21 protein-coding genes are annotated in these 23,647 nt (G+C 65.5%); 12 read left to right on the forward strand and 9 right to left on the reverse strand.

The window, feature by feature from the left end; genetic code table 11:
• Positions 1-3 precede the first annotated feature (3 nt).
• The 3 genes from APT63_00170 to APT63_00180 all read left to right on the forward strand — a co-directional run bounded on the left by APT63_00170 (position 4) and on the right by APT63_00180 (position 2,000).
• On the forward strand, positions 4-1,086 hold the full coding sequence (locus tag APT63_00170; protein AMA44143.1) for a 5-(carboxyamino)imidazole ribonucleotide synthase: 1,083 nt from the start codon (positions 4-6) through the stop codon (positions 1,084-1,086).
• An 85-nt stretch (positions 1,087-1,171) separates the two neighbouring features.
• On the forward strand, positions 1,172-1,417 hold the full coding sequence (locus APT63_00175; GenBank protein ID AMA44144.1) for a transglycosylase: 246 nt from the start codon (positions 1,172-1,174) through the stop codon (positions 1,415-1,417).
• A gap of 49 nt (positions 1,418-1,466) precedes the next feature.
• Positions 1,467-2,000 carry a hypothetical protein gene (locus tag APT63_00180; GenBank protein AMA44145.1) on the forward strand — a complete coding sequence of 178 codons (534 nt, stop codon included), beginning with the start codon at positions 1,467-1,469 and terminating at the stop codon, positions 1,998-2,000.
• A 57-nt stretch (positions 2,001-2,057) separates the two neighbouring features.
• Here APT63_00180 and APT63_00185 read toward each other — a convergent pair whose 3' ends face one another.
• Together APT63_00185 and APT63_00190 are read right to left on the reverse strand one after the other, a co-directional pair.
• Entirely contained in the window at positions 2,058-2,954 is an 897-nt protein-coding gene (locus tag APT63_00185) for a D-hexose-6-phosphate mutarotase (protein ID AMA44146.1), read from the reverse strand.
• 63 nt (positions 2,955-3,017) lie between these two features.
• Positions 3,018-3,416: an acyl-CoA thioesterase gene (locus tag APT63_00190; GenBank protein ID AMA44147.1), complete on the reverse strand. Its 399-nt coding sequence runs from the start codon at positions 3,414-3,416 to the stop codon at positions 3,018-3,020.
• Between the two features lie 224 nt (positions 3,417-3,640).
• Between APT63_00190 and APT63_00195 the strand changes: the two genes are divergently transcribed.
• The 7 genes from APT63_00195 (at position 3,641) to APT63_00225 (ending at position 13,190) form a co-directional block, all read left to right on the forward strand.
• Entirely contained in the window at positions 3,641-4,930 is a 1,290-nt protein-coding gene (locus APT63_00195) for an MFS transporter (GenBank protein AMA44148.1), read from the forward strand.
• A 176-nt stretch (positions 4,931-5,106) separates the two neighbouring features.
• On the forward strand, positions 5,107-6,105 hold the full coding sequence (locus tag APT63_00200; GenBank protein AMA44149.1) for a phosphate-binding protein: 999 nt from the start codon (positions 5,107-5,109) through the stop codon (positions 6,103-6,105).
• A gap of 133 nt (positions 6,106-6,238) precedes the next feature.
• Positions 6,239-8,527, forward strand: a complete 2,289-nt coding sequence (locus APT63_00205; GenBank protein ID AMA44150.1) for a phosphate ABC transporter permease — start codon at positions 6,239-6,241, stop codon at positions 8,525-8,527.
• A gap of 17 nt (positions 8,528-8,544) precedes the next feature.
• Entirely contained in the window at positions 8,545-10,215 is a 1,671-nt protein-coding gene (locus tag APT63_00210) for a phosphate ABC transporter permease (GenBank protein ID AMA44151.1), read from the forward strand.
• Positions 10,216-10,320: 105 nt separating this feature from the next.
• Entirely contained in the window at positions 10,321-11,154 is an 834-nt protein-coding gene (locus APT63_00215; GenBank protein AMA44152.1) for a phosphate ABC transporter ATP-binding protein, read from the forward strand.
• A 138-nt stretch (positions 11,155-11,292) separates the two neighbouring features.
• Positions 11,293-12,054, forward strand: a complete 762-nt coding sequence (locus APT63_00220; protein AMA44153.1) for a transcriptional regulator PhoU — start codon at positions 11,293-11,295, stop codon at positions 12,052-12,054.
• A 230-nt stretch (positions 12,055-12,284) separates the two neighbouring features.
• Entirely contained in the window at positions 12,285-13,190 is a 906-nt protein-coding gene (locus tag APT63_00225; protein AMA44154.1) for a two-component system response regulator, read from the forward strand.
• 696 nt (positions 13,191-13,886) lie between these two features.
• Here APT63_00225 and APT63_00230 read toward each other — a convergent pair.
• From APT63_00230 to APT63_00250, 5 genes are all read right to left on the reverse strand, one after another.
• Complete coding sequence (locus APT63_00230; GenBank protein ID AMA44155.1) at positions 13,887-15,227, reverse strand: hypothetical protein; 1,341 nt, start codon at positions 15,225-15,227, stop codon at positions 13,887-13,889.
• A 112-nt stretch (positions 15,228-15,339) separates the two neighbouring features.
• Entirely contained in the window at positions 15,340-16,650 is a 1,311-nt protein-coding gene (locus APT63_00235) for a PAS domain-containing sensor histidine kinase (protein AMA44156.1), read from the reverse strand.
• Between the two features lie 58 nt (positions 16,651-16,708).
• Positions 16,709-17,398: a two-component system response regulator gene (locus APT63_00240; protein ID AMA44157.1), complete on the reverse strand. Its 690-nt coding sequence runs from the start codon at positions 17,396-17,398 to the stop codon at positions 16,709-16,711.
• Positions 17,399-17,494: 96 nt separating this feature from the next.
• Positions 17,495-18,385 (reverse strand): 4-hydroxybenzoate octaprenyltransferase, encoded by an 891-nt coding sequence (gene ubiA / locus APT63_00245; GenBank protein ID AMA44158.1) that lies wholly within the window; start codon positions 18,383-18,385, stop codon positions 17,495-17,497.
• On the reverse strand, positions 18,385-18,942 hold the full coding sequence (locus APT63_00250) for a chorismate--pyruvate lyase (protein ID AMA47750.1): 558 nt from the start codon (positions 18,940-18,942) through the stop codon (positions 18,385-18,387). Before APT63_00250 ends, ubiA begins: the two co-directional genes overlap by 1 nt.
• A 292-nt stretch (positions 18,943-19,234) precedes the next feature.
• On the opposite strand from APT63_00250, the gene APT63_00255 reads away from it, so the two are divergent.
• Positions 19,235-19,603 (forward strand): integration host factor, encoded by a 369-nt coding sequence (locus tag APT63_00255; GenBank protein ID AMA44159.1) that lies wholly within the window; start codon positions 19,235-19,237, stop codon positions 19,601-19,603.
• A gap of 115 nt (positions 19,604-19,718) precedes the next feature.
• The gene (locus APT63_00260) at positions 19,719-20,093 is read left to right on the forward strand and encodes a helicase (protein ID AMA44160.1); all 375 of its coding nucleotides are present in this window, start codon (positions 19,719-19,721) and stop codon (positions 20,091-20,093) included.
• 19 nt (positions 20,094-20,112) lie between these two features.
• Here the strand turns inward: APT63_00260 and APT63_00265 are convergent, their stop codons facing one another.
• Together APT63_00265 and APT63_00270 are read right to left on the reverse strand one after the other, a co-directional pair.
• The gene (locus tag APT63_00265; protein ID AMA44161.1) at positions 20,113-21,501 is read right to left on the reverse strand and encodes a histidine kinase; all 1,389 of its coding nucleotides are present in this window, start codon (positions 21,499-21,501) and stop codon (positions 20,113-20,115) included.
• Positions 21,502-21,568: 67 nt separating this feature from the next.
• On the reverse strand, positions 21,569-23,647 hold the full coding sequence (locus APT63_00270) for an ATP-dependent DNA helicase RecG (protein ID AMA44162.1): 2,079 nt from the start codon (positions 23,645-23,647) through the stop codon (positions 21,569-21,571).

The following is a 23,647-nucleotide window of genomic DNA, read 5'->3' on the forward strand; positions in this document are numbered from 1 at the left end:
CCCATGAAGATCGGTGTAATCGGTGGCGGCCAGTTGGGCCGCATGCTGGCCCTGGCGGGAACGCCGCTGGGCCTGGAGTTCACCTTCCTCGACCCGGCCGTCGACGCCTGTGCCGCCCCCCTGGGCCAGCACCTGCTGGCCGGTTACGATGACCAGGACGCGCTGCGTCGCCTGGCCGACGCGGTCGACCTGGTGACGTTCGAGTTCGAGAGCGTGCCGGCCGAGACGGTCGCGTTCCTGTCGCAGTTCGTGCCGGTCTATCCAGGCGCCGAGGCGCTGCGCATCGCCCGCGATCGCCTGTTCGAGAAAAGCCTTTTCCGCGACCTGGGCATCCCCACCCCGGCGTTCGCCGACATCCACTCCCAGGCCGACCTCCAGGCGGCGGTAGCCAGCATTGGCCTGCCGGCGGTGCTCAAGACCCGCACGCTGGGGTATGACGGCAAGGGCCAGAAGGTCCTGCGCAGCGAACAGGATGTCGTCGGCACCTTCGCCGAGCTGGGCGAAGTGCCCTGCCTGCTCGAGGGCTTCGTGCCGTTCACCGGCGAAGTGTCGCTGATCGCCGTGCGCGCGCGCGATGGCGAGACGCGCTTCTATCCCCTGGTTCACAACACCCACGACAGCGGCATCCTCCGCCTGTCGGTGGCCAGCCAGGCGCACCCCTTGCAGGGGCTGGCCGAGGACTATGTCGGCCGGGTTCTGAAGGCGTTGGACTACGTCGGCGTGATGGCTTTCGAGTTCTTCGAGGTCGATGGCGGCCTCAAGGCCAACGAGATCGCCCCGCGGGTGCACAACTCCGGGCACTGGACCATCGAGGGCGCCGAGAGCAGCCAGTTCGAGAACCACCTGCGCGCCATCGCCGGCCTGCCGCTGGGTTCGACCGCCAAGGTCGGCGAAAGCGCCATGCTCAACTTCATCGGCGAGGTGCCTCCGGTGGCCAGCGTCGTGTCGATCGATGGCTGCCATGTGCACCACTACGGCAAGGCCTTCAAGGCCGGTCGCAAAGTGGGCCATGCCACGCTGCGCTGCGCCGACCTGCCGACGCTGAAGGCCCGTATCGCCGACGTCGAGGCGTTGATCGCCGGCTAAGGGAACCTCCGCGCCCCGCGCGCCCTCTGAAGTGGCACACGCCCATGTCTTATGGGCTTTTGACGTCACTTCAGAGGGATTCTCCATGGGTATCATCGGCACCATCTTCATCGGCCTCATCGTTGGCCTGCTGGCACGCTTCCTGAAACCAGGCGACGACAGCATGGGCTGGATCATGACCATTCTGCTGGGCATCGCCGGTTCGCTAGTCGCCACCTACGGCGGTCAGGCGCTGGGCATCTACCAGGCAGGCCAGGCCGCTGGCTTCTTCGGCGCACTGATCGGCGCCATCGTGCTGCTGGTCATCTACGGTTTCATCAAGAAGCGTTGATTGCAGGCTAGAATGCGCGGCAATTCATCTGGATTGCCGAGCATTCTCCATGCGTGCGTTGTTTCTCCTTCCGCTTGTCCTGGCCAGCACCCTGGCCCATGCCGAACTGCCTGAAACCGACTGGCTCGAGCTGATGCCGCGGTCCGATCAGAAGGCGCTCGAGCAGATGCCCGACATCGACCACAACTCACCCGAAGCCATGGGCACCTTCACCGACAAGGGTGGCCTCAAGCAGGGCAAGGGTCTGCCGGCGGTGATGTATTCGACCAAGACCGTCCCTGCGCTCAATGGCAAGCCCATCCGCCTGGGGGGCTATCCGGTGCCGCTCGAAAGCGATGCCAAGGGCAACAGCACCCTGTTCTTCCTCGTGCCGTACCCCGGCGCCTGCATCCATGTGCCGCCACCGCCGCCCAACCAGCTGGTGCTGGTGCGCTACCCGAAAGGGCTGAAGCTCGACGACATCTACACGCCATTGTGGGTCAGCGGGACGCTCAAGGTGGAGAACGTCAGCAACGACCTGGCCGATGCGGCCTATGCGCTGGACGCCCGCCAGGTGCGCGTGGTCGAGGACGCGGACCTGTAGACATCCGCCCCGCAGGCCCAGACAGCCTGCAGGTCATTTGGAGAGGAGCGCTGACGCCTACAGCGTTTCGCAGGTGAAGCGCACGCTCAACGCGTGTTGTTGACCAGGCGCCAACGTCACGGTGTCATCCCAGGCATTAGCCGTCTCGATGCACAGCATGCCTTGCCAGCCTTCGTCGGCCATGTCCGGCAGCGCGCGTGCGCGTTCGGTCCAGGGGTTCCAGATCACTGCCGAGCGTGAGCCTGTGGTGTGCAGGCTGAGGCGACGCTTCCAGGCCGAATCAACGATCGCCAGGTGCTCGGGCGCCTCGAGGTAGATGCGGTCGGTTTCGCCAGTGAAGGACAATGCCCCTTGCTGTCGACGCGTCTCCCAATCGGCCAAGGTTTCCACGTAGTCCAGCCCGTCGACGCCTTCGACGTGGACCTGGCGCACGTCGCTGACGGCCAGGTAGCTGTGCAGTGCCTGGCTGAAGGTGACGTCATCCTGGCCGAGGTTGTGGCTGGTCAGGGTCAGACGCAAGTCGTGCGCCAGGTCGACGGTCAAGGTCAGCCGCATCGGGTGTGGCCACCCCGGCAGCTCGCTTTCGGCCTGGGGCAGGTGCAGCGTCATGCGCACACCATGCTCGGTCGCCTCGATGCCCGCCGACTGCCACTCACGGGTGCGTGCCAAGCCATGGGCAGGCGCCTCGGTGCCGTGGTACATCGCCTGGACAGCCTGAGGATTGCGTTGCAGGTTGCCGAACCAGGGCCAGCACACCGGGATACCACCGCGTACCGACTTGCCCGTGTGGAACAGGGCTTCTTCGCTCAGCCACACCACCGGCGGTTCATCGCCCTGGCGGTAGCGCAGTACCTGGGCGCCTTGGCGGGCGATCACCAGCTCGGCATTGCCGGTGGTGAGGCGCCAGCAGTCGAGGTCGCCGAGCCGCAGGGTTTCGACCGTGTGATCCATCATGTGCAAGCCTCATTGAGTGATGCCAAGCAGGGCGCCGGGCAGGGTGGCCGGGCGACGCGGTGCCTAGCGACGCGGAACGGAGCGTGTGCGGCCGCTGCCATCGATGGCGACGAAGACGAAGACTGCTTCGGTCACCTTGCGCCATTCGCTGGACAACGGATCGTCGCTCCACACTTCGACCATCATGCGAATCGAGCTGCGCCCGATGTCCTGGGTCTGGGTATAGAACGACAGCTGCGCGCCCACGGCGACCGGTACCAGGAACGCCATCCGATCGATCGCCACCGTGGCGACCCGGCCACCGGCGACCCGGCTGGCCATCGCCGTGCCTGCCAGGTCCATCTGGGCGACCAGCCAACCGCCGAAGATGTCGCCGAAGCCGTTGGTTTCGCGCGGCAGCGCGGTGATCTGCAAAGCCAGGTCGCCTTGCGGGATAGGATCTTCTTGTTCGAGCTCAATCATGCGAGGGGCCTCTGACCCGTGACGCTTGGTTAGGTGGCGCTTGGACGGGCACGGTGGGAAACGGTTCAGCCAAAGCGCTTACTCTACGCTGATTTGCAGGTTTGGGGGCGAGCTGCAAGCGACAAGCCTCAAGCAGCTTGCAGCCTGCAGCCCGTTTGCTATGGTGACCGACCCGCCAGGAGCCGCGGAACGCGCGGCGTGCATGACCTCGACCGAGAACGACAATGACTTCCGTGCCAGGCAGTACCGAACACCCTCCACGCCCGCTCACCCGCAGCGACTACAAGACCCTGTCACTGTCGGCCCTGGGCGGCGCCCTGGAGTTCTACGACTTCATCATCTTCGTGTTCTTCGCCACGGTGGTCGGCAAGCTGTTCTTCCCCCCGGACATGCCCGAGTGGCTGCGCCTGATGCAGACCTTCGGCATCTTCGCCGCCGGGTACCTGGCCCGGCCCCTGGGCGGCATCGTCATGGCGCACTTTGGCGACCTGCTCGGGCGCAAGAAGATGTTCACCCTGAGCATCCTGATGATGGCCTTGCCGACGCTGGTGATGGGCCTACTGCCCACCTATGCGCAGATCGGCCTGCTGGCACCGGTCCTGTTACTGCTGATGCGCGTGGTGCAAGGGGCGGCCATCGGGGGCGAAGTCCCCGGCGCCTGGGTGTTCGTCTCCGAGCACGTGCCGGCACGCAATACCGGCTACGCCTGCGGCACCCTGACCGCCGGCCTGACCGCCGGCATCCTGCTCGGCTCGCTGGTGGCGACCCTGATCAACAGCCTCTACACCCCGGTCCAGGTCGCCGACTATGCCTGGCGTATTCCGTTCCTGCTGGGCGGTGTGTTCGGCCTGTTCTCGGTCTACCTGCGCCGCTGGCTGCACGAAACCCCGGTGTTCGCCGAAATGCAGACACGCAAGGCGCTGGCCGCCGAGCTGCCGTTGCGCACCGTGCTGCGTGACCACCGTGCGGCGGTCGTGCTGTCGATGCTGCTGACCTGGCTGCTGTCGGCCGGCATCGTGGTGGTGATCCTGATGACGCCGGCGCTGCTGCAGACGTTCTATCACGTCAGCCCCACCGATGCGCTCAAGGCCAACAGCCTGGCCATCGTCTTGCTCAGCGTGGGTTGCATCGGCACCGGCTGGCTGTGCGACCGCTTCGGCGCCGGGCGCGTGCTGGTCATCGGCAGCCTGCTGCTGTTGGCCAGTTCCTGGACCTTCTATCATGCCCTGGCCGCGCGACCGGAATGGCTGTTCGGGCTGTACGCCGTGACCGGCCTGTGCGTCGGCACGATCGGCGCGGTGCCCTTCGTCATGGTCAAGGCGTTCCCGGCGGTGGTGCGCTTCACGGGCCTGTCGTTCTCCTACAACGTGGCCTACGCCCTCTTCGGCGGCCTGACGCCGATGGCGGTCACCGCGCTGCTCAAGTTCAGCCCGATGGCGCCCGCGTACTACGTGGCGGGCCTGTGCGGCCTGGGCCTGTCGATCGGGCTCTACCTGATGCGCCGCCAGCGCTGAGCCGATGCTCCACGCGAGGCCCACGAGGGCCTCGCACCCCACCGGCGAGCCTTTCGCGCTCGCCATGCTGGCCTTTCATCCAATTGTCACATTGTGGTCATAGAGTCTTCACGCGGCCTGCAGATACTTGGGCCCGATCCATCCAGCACCCCACTTATTCCTGCTAGGAGCAAGGCATGAAACTGAAGCGTTTGATGGCGGCCCTGACATTCGCTGCCGCTGGCGTCGCCACTGCCAACGCGGTTGCCGCTGTCGATCCTGCGATCCCGACCTACACCAAGACCACCGGTGTATCGGGCAACCTCTCCAGCGTCGGTTCCGACACCCTCGCGAACTTGATGACCCTGTGGGCTGAGGCCTACAAGAAGGAATACCCGAACGTCAACATCCAGATCCAGGCCGCAGGCTCCTCCACCGCGCCACCCGCGCTGACCGAAGGCACCGCCAACCTCGGCCCGATGAGCCGCAAGATGAAGGACGTCGAGCTGCAGGCGTTCGAGCAGAAGTACGGTTACAAGCCCACCGCCATCCCGGTGGCCGTCGACGCCCTGGCCGTGTTCGTGCACAAGGACAACCCAATCAAAGGCCTGACCATGGCGCAGGTCGACGCGATCTTCTCGTCCACCCGCCTGTGCGGCGCCAAGAGCGACGTCAAGACCTGGGGTGATCTGGGCGTGACCGGCGACCTGGCCAACAAGCCAGTGCAGCTGTTCGGCCGCAACTCGGTGTCCGGCACCTATGGCTACTTCAAGGAAGAAGCCCTGTGCAAAGGCGACTTCAAGCCCAACGTCAACGAACAGCCGGGTTCGGCCTCGGTGGTGCAGTCGATCAGCAGTTCGCTGAACGGCATCGGCTATTCGGGCATCGGTTACAAGACCGCCAGCGTCAAGACCGTGCCCCTGGCCAAGAAGGAAGGTGGCGAGTTCATCGAAGACAACGAGACCAACGCCCTGAACGGCAAGTACCCGCTGTCGCGCTTCCTCTACGTCTACGTCAACAAGGCCCCGAACAAGCCACTGGCACCGCTGGAGGCCGAGTTCGTCAAGCTGGTGCTGTCGCAGGCTGGCCAGCAGGTCGTGGTCAAGGACGGCTACATCCCGCTGCCGTCCAAGGTGGTCGACAAGACCTTGGCCGACCTGGGCCTGTCCCACGCCGGCAACGTCGCCAAGCAATGATCTGATGGGGAAGAGGCCGGCAGCCGGCCTCTTCCATGACTTTCCAGTCCGACGCCAGGCTCCCTGCGCGGCGGGCTTTCTTGCGTCAACGCGCTGTCATGTTTTTGTCATACGGGACCGCTAGGGTGTGCGCATGAATGATCTGGCCAACTCCACCATGACCCAAAATTCTCCTCCTGTGCGGATTGATTTCAATACGCCCGAGCTGCAACGCAAGCGCCGTCTGCGCGCCCTCAAGGACCGCTTCACGCGCTGGTACGTGCTGGTCGGCGGGCTTGCCGTACTGGCGGCCATCACCTTGATCTTCTTCTACCTGGCCTACGTGGTGCTGCCCCTGTTCCAGGGCGCCGAGCTGACCAGCAAGAAGGCCCTGACGCCCACCTGGCTGCAGCAGGATGCCGGCAAGCCGCTGATGATCGCCCTCGAAGAGCAGAACCTGGTGGGGATGCGCGTTTCCGACAAGGGCCAGGTGCTGTTCTTCGACACCAAGACCGGCGAGGCGCTCAAGCGCGTGGACCTGCCCCTGCCGGCCGGTACCCAGGTCACCTCCATCGGTGCCGACCAGCCGGGTAGTCCGCTGGTGGTGCTCGGCCTGTCCAACGGCCAGGCGCTGGTGTTCAACCACAGCTACAAGATCACTTACCCCGACAACAAGAAGACCATCGACTCGCTGGTCGGCTACCCCTATGGCGAGACGCCGTTCACCCTGGACGAGCAAGGCCGCGCCCTGGACCACGTGAGCCTGAACGTGAACGGCGAGACCCTGGTGCTGGCCGGCTCCACCGGTGCGCACCTGCAGGTGCTGTCGCTGACCCGCGAAGAGAACATGATGACCGGCGAGGTCAGCACCGAACAGGACCGTATCGATCTGCCGCAGATGACCGAGGCGGTCAAGGCGCTGTACGTCGACCCGCGTCAGCAGTGGCTGTACGTGATCAACGGCCGGGCCAACGCCGACGTCTTCAGCCTGCGTGACAAGAGCCTCAACGGTCGCTACAAGCTGCTCGAGGACGGCACTGCCGAAATCACGGCCAGCACCCAGCTGGTCGGCGGCATCTCGCTGATTCTCGGCGACTCCAAAGGTGGCCTGGCCCAGTGGTTCATGGCCCGCGACCCGGACGGCGAACAGCGCTTCAAGCAGATCCGCACCTTCCAGATGGGCAGCGCACCGGTCGTGCAGATCGATGCCGAAGAGCGCCGCAAGGGCTTCATCGCCCTCGACAGCGCCGGCCAGCTCGGCGTCTTCCACAGCACCGCCCACCGCACCCTGCTGGTCGAGCCGGTGGCCGACGGTGCAGGCATCCTGGCGCTCTCGCCACGGGCCAACCGCATCCTGATCGAAGAGGGCGGCCAGCTGCTGCCCCTGAGCCTGCGCAACCCGCACCCTGAAGTGTCGATGAGCGCGCTGTGGGGCAAGGTTTGGTACGAGAACTACGACGAACCCAAGTACGTCTGGCAGTCGACTGCGTCCAACACCGACTTCGAGCCCAAGCTCAGCCTGTCGCCGCTCACCTTCGGCACCCTGAAGGCCGCCTTCTACGCGATGATCCTGGCAGCACCGCTGGCCATCGCCGCCGCCATCTACACCGCCTACTTCATGGCGCCGGGCATGCGCCGCAAGGTCAAGCCGGTGATCGAACTAATGGAAGCGATGCCGACGGTGATCCTGGGCTTCTTCGCCGGCCTGTTCCTGGCGCCCTACCTCGAGGGTCATCTGCCAGGGGTGTTCAGCCTGTTCCTGATGCTGCCGGTCGGCATCCTGCTGGCCGGTTTCATCTGGAGTCGCCTGCCGGAGTCGTTGCGCCTGCGTGTCCCAGATGGCTGGGAAGCGGCGATCCTGATCCCGGTGATCCTCTTCACCGGCTGGCTGGCGCTGTCCATGAGCCCGTTCCTCGAGACCTGGTTCTTCGGCGGCGACATGCGCCTGTGGATCACCAACGACCTGGGGATCACCTACGACCAGCGCAACGCTCTGGTGGTCGGCATCGCCATGGGCTTCGCGGTCATCCCGAACATCTACTCGATCGCCGAGGACGCCGTGTTCAGCGTACCGCGCAGCCTCACCCTGGGCTCGCTGGCGCTGGGTGCCACGCCGTGGCAGACCTTGACCCGCGTGGTCATCCTGACCGCCAGCCCGGGCATCTTCTCGGCGCTGATGATCGGCATGGGCCGGGCGGTCGGGGAAACCATGATCGTGCTGATGGCCACCGGCAACACGCCGGTGATGGAGATGAACCTGTTCGAAGGCATGCGCACCCTGGCCGCCAACGTCGCGGTGGAGATGCCCGAGTCGGAAGTCGGCGGCAGTCACTACCGCGTGCTGTTCCTCGCCGCGCTGGTGCTGCTGATGTTCACCTTCGTGATGAACACCTTGGCCGAGCTGATTCGCCAGCGTCTGCGCAAGAAATACTCGTCGCTTTGATAGAAAGGTAGAGATCCGTGAAAAAGGATTCCCTCAAGGGCTGGTTCAAGAGCGGCGCTCCCGGCGTCTGGATCAGCGGTGGCGCCGTCGCCATCGCGGTGATCATGACCGTGGGCCTGCTAGCCGTGATCGCCGTGCGTGGCCTGGGCCACTTCTGGCCTGCCGACATCGTCCAGGCCACCTACAAGGTGCCTGGCCAGGCTGACCACGTGGTGATCGGCGAGGTGGTACAGGCCGAAGAAGTCCCCCGTGCCCGACTCAAGGGCGCAGGCTTGCCGGTCCCGGACGAAGGCCCGGAATTCATGACCCGCGAGCTGATCAAGATCGGCAACCGCGACCTCAACGGCAACGATTTCAGCTGGGTCGTCGGCGAATGGCTGGTGGACCTGCAGAAGCCTGCCGACCTCATGGCCCTGGAGCGGCGCGAGTGGGGCAACTTCTACGGCTACCTGGTCAGCGTCAAGGAAGACGGTCGCGTGGTCGCCGAAGGGTCGGCCGCCTGGGCCGAGCTGCAGACCCGGCTCAAGCGGGCCAGCCAGTTGGCCGACGAGCTGCAGAGCCTCGAGAAGTCCGACATCGGCGCCATCAACCACGGCCTGGAGCGCCTGCGTCTTCACGGCCGCAAGCTGGAGCTCGATGGCAAGCTCGATGCCGCCGCCCAGGCCGACATGGACGCCGAGCGCGCCGAACTCAACAGCCGCTACCAGGCGATCGAGGAACGACTCGGCGCTCTGCACCGGGACTTCGCCCGCGATGCCCTGGTGGCTCGCGATGGCAATGGCCGCGAGGTGGAGATCAACCTGAGCAAGGTGGTGCATGCCTACCAGCCCAACGGCATGTCCACGCTGACCAAGCTGAGCACCTATTTCAGCAAGGTCTGGGAATTCCTCAGCGACGACCCGCGCGAGGCCAACACCGAGGGCGGGATCTTCCCGGCCATCTTCGGCACCGTGATGATGACCCTGATCATGGCGGTGATCGTGACGCCGTTCGGCGTCCTGGCGGCCGTCTACCTGCGCGAGTACGCTCGCCAGGGCCCGGTCACACGCCTGATCCGCATCGCCGTGAACAACCTGGCCGGTGTACCGGCGATCGTCTATGGCGTGTTCGGCCTGGGCTTCTTCGTCTACGTGCTGGGCGGCTCCATCGACCGGCTGTTCTTCCCCGAAGCCCTGCCGGCACCGACCCTCGGTACGCCAGGATTGCTCTGGGCGTCGCTGACCCTGGCACTGCTGGCCGTGCCGGTGGTGATCGTGGCCACCGAGGAAGGCCTGGCGCGTATTCCGCGCACGGTCCGTGAAGGCTCCCTGGCGCTAGGCGCGACCAAGGCCGAAACGCTGTGGAAGATCGTCCTGCCCATGGCCAGCCCGGCCATGATGACCGGCATGATCCTCGCCGTGGCCCGTGCGGCAGGCGAAGTGGCACCACTGATGCTGGTGGGTGTGGTGAAACTGGCACCGTCGTTGCCACTCGATGGCAACTACCCGTACCTGCACCTGGACCAGAAGATCATGCACCTGGGCTTCCACATCTACGACGTCGGCTTCCAGAGCCCTAACGTCGAGGCGGCGCGACCGCTGGTCTACGCCACCGCCCTGCTGCTGGTGCTGGTGATCGCCACCTTGAACCTGTCGGCGGTCTGGATTCGCAACCACCTGCGTGAAAAGTACAAGGCACTCGATAGCTGAAGCGTCGAGCCACAAGTCACACGTCACAAGCGGCGGGCTGTAGCCGCTTCTGCCCCAACGTGAAGCTCGCAGCGCGAAGCGTGCAGCGACAGATGGAGTAAACACATGCAACACGACACGCATTCCCGCGGCATCGACATGAGTGCGCTGGGCCGCGACAAGCAAGGCCTGCGCCTGGCCGACGAGACGGTGGCCATCGAGGTCCCGGGCCTGAGCCTGTTCTACGGGGACAAGCAGGCCCTGTTCGATGTCGCGATGAACATTCCCAAGCAGCGTGTGACGGCCTTCATCGGCCCGTCCGGCTGCGGCAAGTCGACCCTGCTGCGCACCTTCAACCGCATGAACGACCTGGTCGACGGTTGCCGGGTCGAGGGCGCGATCAACCTGTACGGCAACAACATCTATCGCAAGGGCGAGGACGTCGCCGAGCTGCGCCGCCGGGTGGGCATGGTCTTCCAGAAGCCCAACCCGTTCCCCAAGACCATCTATGAGAACGTGGTCTACGGCCTGCGCATCCAGGGCATCAACAAGAAGCGTACCCTCGACGAAGCCGTCGAGTGGGCGCTCAAGGGCGCGGCGCTGTGGGACGAGGTCAAGGACCGCCTGCACGACTCGGCCCTGGGCCTGTCCGGTGGTCAGCAGCAGCGTCTGGTCATCGCCCGTACCATCGCCGTGGAGCCGGAAGTCCTGCTGCTCGACGAACCCTGCTCGGCGCTGGACCCGATCTCCACGCTCAAGGTCGAGGAGCTGATCTACGAGCTCAAGTCCAAGTACACCATCGTCATCGTCACCCACAACATGCAGCAGGCCGCGCGCGTCTCCGACTACACCGCGTTCATGTACATGGGCAAGCTGGTAGAGTTCGGCGACACCGACACGCTGTTCACCAACCCGGCCAAGAAGCAGACCGAAGACTACATCACGGGGCGTTATGGCTAGTGGGGAAGGGGGGCAAGCTGGAAGCTAGAAACCTGCAGCTTGCCACTCACACCTGACGCAGCACGTACGGCACCCACGCACACCCTTGAAGCTTGAGGCTCGCGGCTTGCCGCTGGCAGCCTCCCGGCGGAGCGAACCATGATCAACAAAGAAAGCCTCACCCATCACATTTCCCAGCAGTTCAACGCCGAACTCGAAGAAGTGCGCAGTCACCTGCTGGCCATGGGCGGCCTGGTCGAGAAGCAGGTCAACGACGCGGTGACCGCGCTGATCGACGCCGACTCCGGCCTGGCCCAGCAAGTGCGCGAGGTCGATGGCCAGATCAACCAGATGGAGCGCAACATCGACGAGGAGTGCGTGCGCATTCTGGCGCGCCGCCAGCCAGCGGCCTCCGACCTGCGCCTGATCATCAGCATCTCCAAGTCGGTGATCGACCTGGAGCGCATCGGTGACGAGTCGACCAAGATCGCACGTCGGGCCATCCAGCTGTGTGAGGAGGGCGAGTCGCCACGGGGCTACGTGGAGGTGCGTCACATCGGCGATCAGGTGCGCAACATGGTCCGCGACGCGCTGGATGCCTTCGCCCGCTTCGATGCCGACCTGGCCTTGTCCGTCGCCCAGTACGACAAGACCATCGACCGCGAGTACAAGACCGCGCTGCGCGAGCTGGTGACCTACATGATGGAAGACCCGCGCTCGATCTCGCGCGTGCTGAGCGTGATCTGGGCGCTGCGTTCGCTGGAGCGGATTGGCGACCACGCGCGCAACATCGCCGAACTGGTGATCTACCTGGTGCGCGGCACCGACGTGCGGCACATGGGCCTCAAGCACATGCAGGCGCAAGTGCAGGGCCGCGACGCCGACGCGGCTAATGTTCCGGCGCCAGCGGACGATAACTAAGGTCTGTCCCGAGCACGGGCGTGTGCCTGCAGGCCACGCCGCTCGTTCAAGGTAATTGCCTCGCGCACGGCCACCCAGGCATCGCACCGGATGCATCGGTGGCCTTCGTGCGTCTGGCCGACCCTGGACACCCTCACGCCGTGCACGGCAGGTGGGACTCGTACCGCGTTCGACTTTGGCACATGGCCATCAGTCGGCGGTATGCTAGCCAGGAGTCGAAAGGAGTGGCGATGAGTAAAGTCAAAGTGCTGGTCGTGGACGATGCCCCGTTCATTCGCGACCTGGTGAGAAAGTGCCTGCGCAATACCTTCGCAGGCGTCGCGGTCGAGGATGCGGTCAATGGGCGCAAGGCCCAGGTGCTGCTCACCCGCGAGCGTTTCGACCTGGTCCTGTGCGACTGGGAGATGCCCGAGATGTCCGGTCTGGAGTTGCTGGCCTGGTGCCGTCAGCAGCCCAGCATGGCGAGCATGCCGTTCATCATGGTGACCAGCCGGGGTGACAAGGAGAACGTCATCCAGGCCATCCAGGCCGGGGTGTCGGATTTCGTCGGCAAGCCCTTCACCAACGAGCAGCTGTCGAGCAAGGTCAAGAAGGCCATGGCGAAGATCGGCCGGCTGGCCGATCTGGTCGCCAGCGCGCCCGCGCGTCCGGCCTCCACCGGCAATGACTCGCTGGCCGCGTTGACGTCTGGCCGCAGCGAGGCGCCGCGTCCGGCTGCAGCCAGCGCACCGGCACCCGCGCCGGCCGCTTTGCAGCGCGCGCCCACGGCGGCGCCTGCTGCTGTGTCGTCGCCTGGGCCAGGTCGTGGGCAGGGCCAGTTGCGCCTGGCCAGTGGCGCACAGCCTTGCGTGATCAAGGCCCTGAGTTTGAAAGAGGCGTTGCTGGTGGTGCGGCGTGGCGAGGTGTTGCCCCAGGTGCTCGAAAGCGCGGTGCTCGACCTGGAGCAGGGCGAGCAGGCCGAAACCGCGCGGCTCAACGGCTACCTGCATGCCGTGGCCGCGCTGGAACCCCGCCCCGAGAGCGATTGGCTGCAATTGACCTTCAAGTTCGTCGACCAGGATGCCCAGAAGCTCGACTACCTGTCGCGGTTGATCGCGCGCGGGACAGCGCAGAAACACTTCACACCAGGGGCCTGAGTCGGCGAGCGCTGCAGGGCACATCGGCTGTCACGGTCTTCTGTGGAGCAGGCCTGCCCGCGATGCAGGGGGCGCCTGGTCGGGCCCTATCGCTGGGGCGCCTGCTCCTATAGAACAAAAAATAGCTTGTTGATTGCAAAGGAAATAATTTTTAGGGTTTTGTGGGCCCAATCGCGGCACTGGGGCCGCTCCCACAGGTGACCGCGATAGCCTGCAACCCCGAGATGGGGCTACGGGTGTAGGGGCGGCCCCAGCCGGGGCGCCGGACCGGCCGCGATGGGCCGCAAGGCGGCCCTAAATCGATCAGCAGTAAAGCTCCGGATCCTACCAGCTATCGCCATGTTCTCTGCGCGACAGCGTGGCGCCAAGGCGGCGGGCGGACTCCCATCTAGATCTATGCAGCCTGCCGGGTAAGCAAGGCTCCCACCCAGATCCATGCAGCCTGCTGGGGAATCAAGAATTCCAGTTGGATCCTGCAGCCTGGCGAGCAAGCAAGCTGTCAGCATCCTGTGGGAGCGGGCTTGCCCGCGATAGCGTCCGGTTCGTCACCGCCCGCATCACGGTCGAGCCCGCTCTCGCAAAGGGCGTGCGTCGACCCGTCAGGGCAGCCATGCAGTCCGGACCGTGCGACCCCGGCAGCCACACCAACCAGCCCCGTCTCGCGCCCCCAGAACGAGGGCACGGCGGGACCTGCGATCAGTCCAGCAGGACCACCTTCGCCAGCACGATCTTCGGCCCTTTCATCTTCTTGATGATGATGCGCAGACCTTCGACCTCCAGAACCTCTTCTTCTTCCGGCACGCGCTTGAGCGTCTCGTAGACCAGGCCTGCCAGGGTCTCGGCCTCGATGTGGTCCAGGTCCACGCCCAGCAGGCGCTCGACCTTGAACAGCGGCGTATCACCCCGCACCAGCAGCTTGCCGGGCTGGTAGGCGAGGATGCCGCGCTCGGCCTTGCGGTGTTCGTCCTGGATGTCGCCGACCAGCACTTCGAGCACATCTTCCATGGTCAGGTAGCCAACGACCTTGCTATCGGCTTCCTCGACCAGCACGAAGTGCGCGCCGCCCTTGCGGAACTGTTCGAGCAGCTGCGACAGCGGCATGTGCCGCGAGACCCGCTCCAGGGGGCGTGCCAGGTCTTCCAGGTCGATGGTCTCCGGCAGATGCGCCAGATCGGCCAGTTCGAGCAGCAGGTCCTTGATGTGCAGCAGGCCGGTGTACTCGCCTTTCTCGGCATCGTAGACCGGGTAGCGGCTGAACTTGTGCCGGCGGAACATCGACAGGATTTCCTTGAGCGGCGCCTTGGCGTCGAGGCTGATCATGTCTTCGCGGGAGTTGGCCCAGTCGACCACTTCCAGCTCGCCCATCTCCACGGCCGAGGCCAGCACGCGCATGCCCTGGTCGCTGGGGTCGTGGCCTCGGCTGGAGTGCAGGATCAGCTTGAGTTCTTCACGGCTGTAGTGATGCTCGTGGTGTGGCCCGGGTTCGCCCTGGCCGGCGATGCGCAGGATGCCGTTGGCGCTGGCGTTGAGCAGGTAGATGGCCGGGTACATCAGCCAGTAGAACAGGTACAGCGGCACGGCCGTCCACAGCGACAGCAGCTCGGGTTTGCGGATGGCCCAGGACTTGGGCGCCAGCTCGCCGACCACGATGTGCAGATAGGAAATCACGAAGAAGGCGACGAAGAACGAGACGGCCTTGATCAGTTCCGGCGTGTCCACGCCGGCAGCGGCCAGCAGCGGTTCGAGCAGGTGCGCGAACGCCGGCTCGCCGACCCAGCCAAGGCCCAGGGACGCCAGGGTGATGCCCAGCTGGCAGGCCGACAGGTAAGCGTCGAGCTGGTGATGAACCTTGCGCAGGATGTTGCCGCGCCAGCCGTGCTGTTCGGCGATCGACTCCACGCGCGTGGCGCGCAGCTTGACCATGGCGAACTCGGCGGCGACGAAGAAGCCGTTGAGCAAGACCAGGAACAGTGCGAAAAGGATCATGCCGAAATCGGCGAACAGGGAGGTGAAGCTGATACCAGGGGAAGGGTCCATGATGGGGTTTTACGGGGTCCGTCGTGTCAGGGAAAGAAAGGGCAACCGGTGGCGCAGGCCACCGCAAGACAGCCAATGTAGCGGCTGGACGCCCAAATGCAAAGGGCTGCCCTCACACAGACGTCGCTGAAACCACCTGGTTCAGCGGGAAATGGCAAGTGAACGTGCTGCCATGCCCCAGTACGCTGGTGATCTCCAGGCGCCCACGGTGACGCAGCAGCACGTGCTTGACGATGGCCAGGCCCAGGCCCGTGCCGCCGGTGTTCGACGCACGGCTCGAATCGACCCGGTAGAACCGCTCGGTCAAGCGTGGCACGTGCTTGGCGTCGATCCCGATGCCGGTGTCCTGCACGCTCAGGTGCGCACCGTGGGCATCGCTCCACCAGCGGATGCGAATCTGCCCACCGTCGCGCGTGTACTTGACGGCATTGAAGATCAGGTTCGAGAACGCGCTGCGCAGTTCGGCCTCACTGCCTTTCAGGCGCACCCCCGACTCGGCCTCGAGTGAGATCTGTTGGCCACGTTGCCCGGACAGGGCCGTGGCATCGCCCTGGATCGAGCGCAGCAAGGGCTCGATGCTGACCGGCTGGCTCTCGGACGGGTAATCGGTGGCTTCGAGCTTGGCCAACAGCAGCAGGTCGTTGAGCAGGGTCTGCATGCGCTCGCTCTGCTGGTGCATCTGCTGCAAGGCACGGGCCCAGCGCGGATTGATGCCGTCCACGTTGTCCAGCAAGGTTTCCACATAGCCGGTGATGACGGTCAGGGGCGTGCGCAGCTCGTGGGACACGTTGGCGACGAAATCCTTGCGCATCTGTTCGAGCTGGTGGATGCGGGTCACGTCGCGCACTAGCATCAGGTGCTCGTTGTTGCCATAGCGCGTGATGTGCAGCTGGACGCGTAGGTGATCGTTCACCGGCGAGGGGATCTCCAGCGGTTCGAGGTGGTTCTCCTGCTCGAAGTACTCCTTGAACCGTGGGTGGCGCACCAGGTTGGTCACCGGTTGCCCGCCGTCCTGGGGCGTCTTCAGGCCGAGCAGGGTTTCGGCGGCGCGGTTCCACCACTCCAGGTTGCCTTCGCTGTCGAGCATGATCACTGCATCGCGCAGGGCTGCGGTCGACTCCTGGACCCGGTCGATGACCGCTTGCAGGCGACCGCGAACGCGCTGGTCGCGGCGTTGCAGGTGGTAGATGCTGTCGAACACCTCGCCCCACAGGCCATAGCCATCGGGTGGCGCTTCATCGGGCTGGTGGTTGCGCAGCCAGTCGTGCAGGCGCAACAGCTGCTTGAGGGTCCAGGCCAGGTAGAGCGCCAGGCCGATGGCCAGGCTCCAGCCGTAATGGCCACTGACCAGGCCGGCGAGCAGGCACAGCGAGACCAGCAGGATCAGGTGGCGACTGAGGATGGTGTAGCAATTCTGGTTCAATTGCCGGTCCTTCGGAGCATGGGGAGGGTGCTGCGGCACCGCTGAGGAGGCGTTCAGCCTAGCACTTGGTGGAAAAACGATACCCCGTGCCGCGCACGGTCTGCACCAGGTTTTCGTAGGCTTCGCCCAAGGCCTTGCGCAGGCGTCGGATGTGCACGTCGACCGTACGCTCCTCGACGTAGACGTTGCCGCCCCAGACCTGATCGAGCAGCTGACCTCGGGTGTAGGCACGCTCCTGGTGCGTCATGAAGAACTGCAGCAGGCGGTATTCGGTCGGACCCATCTCGGCAGGACGGCCGTCGATGGTCACGCGGTGGCTGATCGGGTCGAGCAGCAGGCCCCCGACTTCGATGGGCGCCTCGCTGTCGCTGGGCCCAGTCCGGCGCAGCACCGCTTTCAGGCGCGCCACCAGCTCGCGGGGCGAGAACGGCTTGGTGATGTAGTCGTCGGCACCGACTTCGAGGCCCTGGATCTTGTTGTCTTCCTCGCCCTTGGCGGTGAGCATGATGATCGGGATGTCGCCGGTCAGCTCGTCGCGCTTGAGTCGCCGTGCCAGCTCGATCCCCGAGGTGCCGGGCAGCATCCAGTCGAGCAGGATCAGGTCCGGCTTGCGGTCGACGATGATCGCATGGGCCTGTTGCGCGCTGTCGGCTTCCAGGCAGTCGTAGCCGGCCATTTCCAGCGCCACGGCGATCATTTCGCGAATGGGCGCCTCGTCGTCGACGATCAGAATGTTCCTGCCAACCATGCTCAACCTCTCCTGGAAACGATCTCTTGGCCCGCATTAGATAACGGAATTATTGCAGCTGTGTGACAACTGCCGAGACGCCTCCGGATGCCTGCCTCAGCGCATCGCGTAATCGAGCACGACACCCAGGAACACCAGCAGCCCGGCCCAGTGATTGTGCAGGAACGCCTTGAAGCACGACGTCCTGTCCCGCGCGCGGGTCGAGCGGTACTCCCAGGCGAAGCACAAGGCCGCCCCCAGCAGCCCCAGATGGAAGCCGCTGCCCAGCCCGAAGGCCAGGCCGGCCAGCAGCAGACAGACCAGCGATGCCAGCTGCAGGCCGAGGATGATCTGTCGGTCGGCCGCGCCGAAGAGGATGGCCGTCGACTTGACCCCGATCTTCAGGTCATCGTCGCGGTCGACCATGGCGTAGTAGGTGTCGTAGCCCACGGTCCACAGCAGGTTGGCCAGGTACAGCCACCAGGCGCTGGCCGGCAGGGTTTCGTTGGCGGCCATGAAAGCCATGGGGATTCCCCAGGAATAGGCGGCGCCCAGCACCACTTGCGGGAAGTGGGTGTAACGCTTCATGAACGGATAGCAGAAGGCCAGAGCCACGGCGCCGAACGACAGGCCCACGGTCGGGGCGTTGGTGCACAGCACCAGCAGGAAGCTCGCGCCTACCAGCAGGGCGAACAGCGTCAACGCCTCACGGCCCGAGATACGACCACTGGCCAAGGGACGGTCGGCAGTGCGCTTGACGTGGCCGTCCACCTTGCGGTCGGCGAAATCGTTGATGGCACAGCCGGCGGCGCGCATCAGCACCACGCCGAGCGCGAAGATCAGCACATTGGCCACGGTCGGGCTGCCATGCCCTGCGATCCAGACCGCCGTCAGCGTCGGCCACAGCAGCAGGTAGATGCCGATCGGCCGATCCATGCGGCTGAGCTGGACGAAGTCCCAGGCGCGTGGGTGGAGACGGTTGAGCGACTTGAGCATCTGCAGGTACATCAGTTCGTGTCCTTGAGCGCGGCCTGCCAGAAGGCAGGCAGAAAGACCTCGGCGACCAGCAGCTGCAGCCCGTCGCGCTCGAAGCGCGAACGGCGTCCCCAGCGCGCCGGCCCCTGGACCGGTGCAGGCAGCCAGGCCTCGGGATAGCGACAGACTTCGATGGGGTGGCGGGTGAAGGCCTGGTCGCAGAACAGCACTTCGCCCAGCGAACGCGTGCCCAGGTGCTGCAGATCGAGCCCTCCCGCGACCAGGGCGCGACGCGACGCGACGCTGCGGGCGAAGACCCAGGGCTGCTCTCGGCCCCTGAGGTACACCTCCCGCGCCCAGCCCTGCTCGCCAGGCGCCAGGCCCAGCGCCGTGCATTCGTCGTCCCGCAGCGCCTGCCAGCCCTCGAAGAGCGGCACGACGTCGAAGCGATCCTGGGACAGCGCGGTGAGGCGCCGCGTGAGCGAGCCCTGGTCGAACAGCCAGTCGAGCGTCGGCGGATCGATCGCAGGGGCTACCTGGGCGTAGGGCTGCCACGCGGCAGCGACGGCTTGCGAGGGTTCGTAGGGCACGTTGTCGAGGGCTTGCACCGGCTGGAGAAGCGGCGAGCTTAGCATGATTGAAAGACGGCTTCTGCACGCTACGGCCCGGCGAATGCGGGAGCGAATCCTGTCAATCCGCCCTGGCACAGGGCAGAAGTGCCACCTGTCCGCCTGATTGACGAGGGGGGCTGGCGTGCACCCTGGCGGCATGCCATTCTCAACCGCGTCTGTCTCAGCCTGGAAGCCGCGTCGTACCCCTGGACACCCCGTCCAACGCACCGCACGGCATAACAAAAAGAATTCCCGTCAAAGAGGCTCTACCATGCGCAAACCACAGCTCGCTACCGTCATCTCGGAAGAAACCGGCCTGAACAAGGACAAGGCCAACGAGGTGCTCAACGCGATACTGGACACCATCACACAGGCAGTCGACAGCCAGAGCGTGACCTTGGTGGGCTTCGGCACGTTCGAGAAACGCCACCGGGGCGCCCGCAACGGCAAGAATCCACAGACCGGCGAGGCCCTGCAGATCAAGGCCAGCAACACGGTGGCCTTCAAACCTGGCAAGGCGTTCCGGGACCTGCTCCACGGCGACGTGGCCGCACCATCGGCCAAGGCGCCCAAAGCCGCCAAACCCAAGGCCTCGGCATCCTCCTCGAACGCATCTGGCGCGGCCAAACGCGCGCGTTGAGGGCTTCATGGCGCAGGGGCAGGGCAAAAGGCCCCTGCACAGGGCACCCGACCCGGCTGGCATTCGGCGAACGAGCCGATAGACTGCCGGGCACGTTCGTTTTCGAGATATCACGATGAAGTTTCGCCTTCTCCTATGGGCCATGGGCCTGCTCATGGCCCGAGCCAGCCGCCACAACCCGGCCTTTCGCAAGCAATTGCAGGACAAGGACCTGGTGTTCCAGATGCAGACGCTCGACGGCCGTGTCGCCCGGCACTTCATCGTCAAGGATCAGCGCGTCATCAGCCGACGCGGTACGCACCCCCAGCCGGCCTTCGCCATCGCCTTCAAGAATGCGCCGTATGGCTACGCGACCTTGCAGGCCAGGAACAAGCAGCTGGCCTTCATGCAGGGCATCCAGGACAAGGGTATCCAGATCAAGGGCAACCCGGCCCTGGTCATGTGGTTCCAGGGCCTGATGAAACACCTGCGCGCCCCTCGACCGGCCTGAGCCCGCCGAGGCGTCTCTCTCAGAACTGCGCGGCCAGTTCGCGCAGCAGCGCCTCGGCATCCAGGATCCGACCCACGATCTCTTCGGCCTTCTGTCGCGTCAGGTGCAGGCGCTCGAGGAGGTCGTCGGGGATCTCCAGCTCGGGACCGCTGCCGATGCCCCGTGCCCGCAGCAGGCGCGTGGCCAGGCAGACCAGGTTCGCGAACGCGGCATGCTCGCCTGCATAGTGGGCGTCATGCTGGAAGCGCAAGGCCGTGGCCAGCTCGTCCGGCATGTCCCACAGCCCCAGCAGCCAGGCGCCCATCTGCTCGCGGGTGATGCCCAGCAAATGCTGCTCGATGTAGGGGTGGCTCAGGTGCGGGTTGACCTCCAGGTGGCGGCAGATCAGCGAGAAGTGGGGCGGGAACACGTGGGCCAGCAGCAAATAGCCGAAGTTGTGCAGCAGGCCGCCCAGGTAGGTCAGCCCGCCTTCGGGGCGTTCGGCCCTGGGCATGGCTCGGGTCAGGCCTTCGATCACCGCGGCGGTGTAGATCGATTGCTGCCAGTAGGGGGTGTCGTGCTGCGGATGATCCTTGGGCAGGCTCAGGGTCTTGCCCAAGGCCAGCCCCAGGGCCAGGTTGATGACCAGGTCGAAGCCCAGCACACGGCCGATGGCATCTTCCACGGAGCGGATCTTGCCGGGGAAGGCGTAGTAGGGCGACGCTGCCCAGCTGACCACCTGGGCGGCCAGGGCCGGGTCGGTTTCCACCACGCGGGTGATATCGTCGATGCTCGCATCGGGGTCCACGCGCAGCTTGATGATCTTCTGTGCAGAATCCGGCAGCGGTGGAATCTCGATGGTCTGCTCGAGCCGCTGCTGGATGCGCCGCGCCGTGAAGGCCTGGACCGCCCGGCTGATCTCCCTGGAATCGTCCTTGCGGTCGAGGTTGAGGTGGATGTTGCGCACCGGCTCGCCGAAGCTGCCGGCGCTGGCCTTGGTCAGCAGGCGCTTGAACTCGGTCAGCGTCAGCTCCAGCAGCACGCCTGCTTCGCCGGACTGGATCAGCAGCGAGTCGATGTCCAGCAGGCTCTGTTCGTACAGGCAGGGTGAGCTGGTCAGGGCCGGGATCGCCGGCAGTGCCTTGAGCCCGTGCTTGTCCAGCATCTGCCGCAACCGCGCGACCGGTACGGCCGTCAGCGTACGGCCTGTCAGCTCGGTCAGGCGCTTGAGGTCCAGCAGATGACTGCACGGGAACAGCACCATCAGGGCACCGACTTCGTCATCCAGCAGCACGGCCTGGACCTTGCGGGCCGGCTGGTGACCGGGCTGGTCTGGAACCTCGCGGTAGGTGACGCCCAGCTTGTCGAGCAAGCGACAGATCACGGACGGTGCACGAGCGGCGGTGGTTTCCAGAGCAACTTCAGTCATGATGACGATCCAGTGTTAAGCGCGAATATAAACAGTCCCAAGGGCGGACGGTTCCAGGTGAAGCAGGTCACACTTGGCCATACTGCTGGCCATGGCGCAACCAGCGGTCGAGCAGGGGGCTGACGTGATCGGGCCAGCGGGCCAGCAACGCCTGAGCCGCATCACGCACCGCCGGCAGCAGGTCCGCGTCGCGCATCAGGTCGGCTACCTTGAACTGTAGCAAGCCGGTCTGGCGCGTACCGAGCATCTCGCCGGGACCACGCAGTTCGAGGTCCTTTTCGGCGATCACGAAGCCGTCGTTGGTCTCGCGCATGATGCCCAGACGCTCACGACCGACCTGCGACAACGGCGGATGGTACAGCAGCACGCAGTGACTGACCGCGCTGCCCCGACCTACGCGACCCCGCAACTGATGCAACTGGGCCAGGCCCAGCCGCTCGGGGTTCTCGATGATCATCAGGCTGGCATTGGGCACGTCGACCCCGACCTCGATCACCGTGGTGGCGACCAGCAGCTGCAGGTGGCCGGCCTTGAACTCGGCCATGATCGCGGCTTTCTCGGTCGGCTTCATGCGACCGTGGATCAGGCCCACGCTGAGCTCGCCCAAGGCGCTGCCCAGGTCTTCGTAGGTGCTTTCGGCCGCCTGGCAGGTGAGTTCCTCGGATTCCTCGATCAAGGTGCAGACCCAGTAGGCCTGCCGACCTTCGGCGCAGGCGGCACGCACCCGCTCCACCACTTCGAAGCGTCGGCTGTCGGCGACCAGCACCGTGTTCACCGGGGTTCGCCCCGGCGGCAGTTCGTCGAGCACCGACGTGTCCAAGTCGGCATAGGCGCTCATGGCCAACGTCCGCGGAATCGGTGTGGCGGTCATGATCAGCTGGTGCGGGCACAACGCGCCGCCCACGCCTTTCTGGCGCAGGGCCAGGCGCTGCTGAACGCCGAAGCGGTGCTGCTCGTCGATGATCGCCAGGGCCAGGTGCTTGAATTTCACCTCTTCCTGGAACAGCGCATGGGTGCCTACCACCATCGGTGCGCCTGCAGCGATGCGTTCGAGGGCATTGACCCTGGCCTTGCCCTTGAGCTTGCCGGCCAGCCAGGCGACCTCGAGACCCAAGGGTTCGAGCCAGCGCTTGAAGGTGATGAAGTGTTGCTCGGCAAGGATTTCGGTCGGCGCCATCAATGCCACCTGGTACCCGGCCTCGAGCGCCTGCAGCGCTGCCAGGGCCGCGACCACGGTCTTGCCGGCGCCGACATCGCCCTGCACCAGCCGCATCATCGGTTCGCCCTGGCTGAGGTCGTAGGCGATCTCGTTGCCCACGCGCTGCTGCGCGCCGGTGGGTTGAAAACCCAGGTTGGCCAGGTAGCGGGCGGGCAGGCGGCTGGCTTTCGGCAGCACGGGTGCACGCAGGGTGCGCAGGCTCTCGCGCACGCGCTGCTGGGAGAGCTGGTGCGTCAGCAGTTCTTCGAAGGCCAGGCGGTGCTGGGCCCAATGGTGCCCTTCGACCAGTTCGTCGACGTCCGCGTCCGCGGGCGGGTTGTGCAGGTAGCGGATGGCTTCGTCCAGCGGTGCCAGCTGGTAGTCGCGGGCCAGCTCGTCCGGTATCCAGTCCGGCAGGCTGCTCGGGCCGAGCTGCGCCAGGCTCTGCTGGCACAGCGCGCGCAGGCGCTGCTGGGTCAGCCCCTCGGTGGTCGGGTAGATCGGCGTCAGGGTCTGCTCGACCGCCGGTGGTGGTTCGTCACCATTGAGCGCTCGGTATTCGGGGTGGTAGATCTCGAGACCCGAAGCGCCCGGGCGAACCTCGCCATAGCAGCGCAGGTGCGTGCCCCGCTTGAGGCCTTCGCGCTGCGCATGGCTGAAATGATAGAAGCGCAGGCTCAGCACACCGCTGCCGTCGCCCATGCGCACCACCAGGCTGCGGCGCTTGCCCATCACCACGTCGGCACCGCTGACCACGCCCTCGACCACGGCATCCTGGCCGGGGCGCAAGGCGCCGATGGGAATCACGCGGGTGCGGTCCTGGTAGCGCAGGGGCAGGTGGAACAGCACGTCCTGCAGGTTTTCCAGGCCGACCTTGGCGAGTTTCTGCGCCATGGCCTCGCCTATCCCCTTGAGCGCGGTCACCGGCACCTTCGACAGCTCGTTCAT

The organism is Pseudomonas monteilii (assembly GCA_001534745.1).
Taxonomy (GTDB): Bacteria; Pseudomonadota; Gammaproteobacteria; order Pseudomonadales; family Pseudomonadaceae; genus Aquipseudomonas; species Aquipseudomonas alabamensis.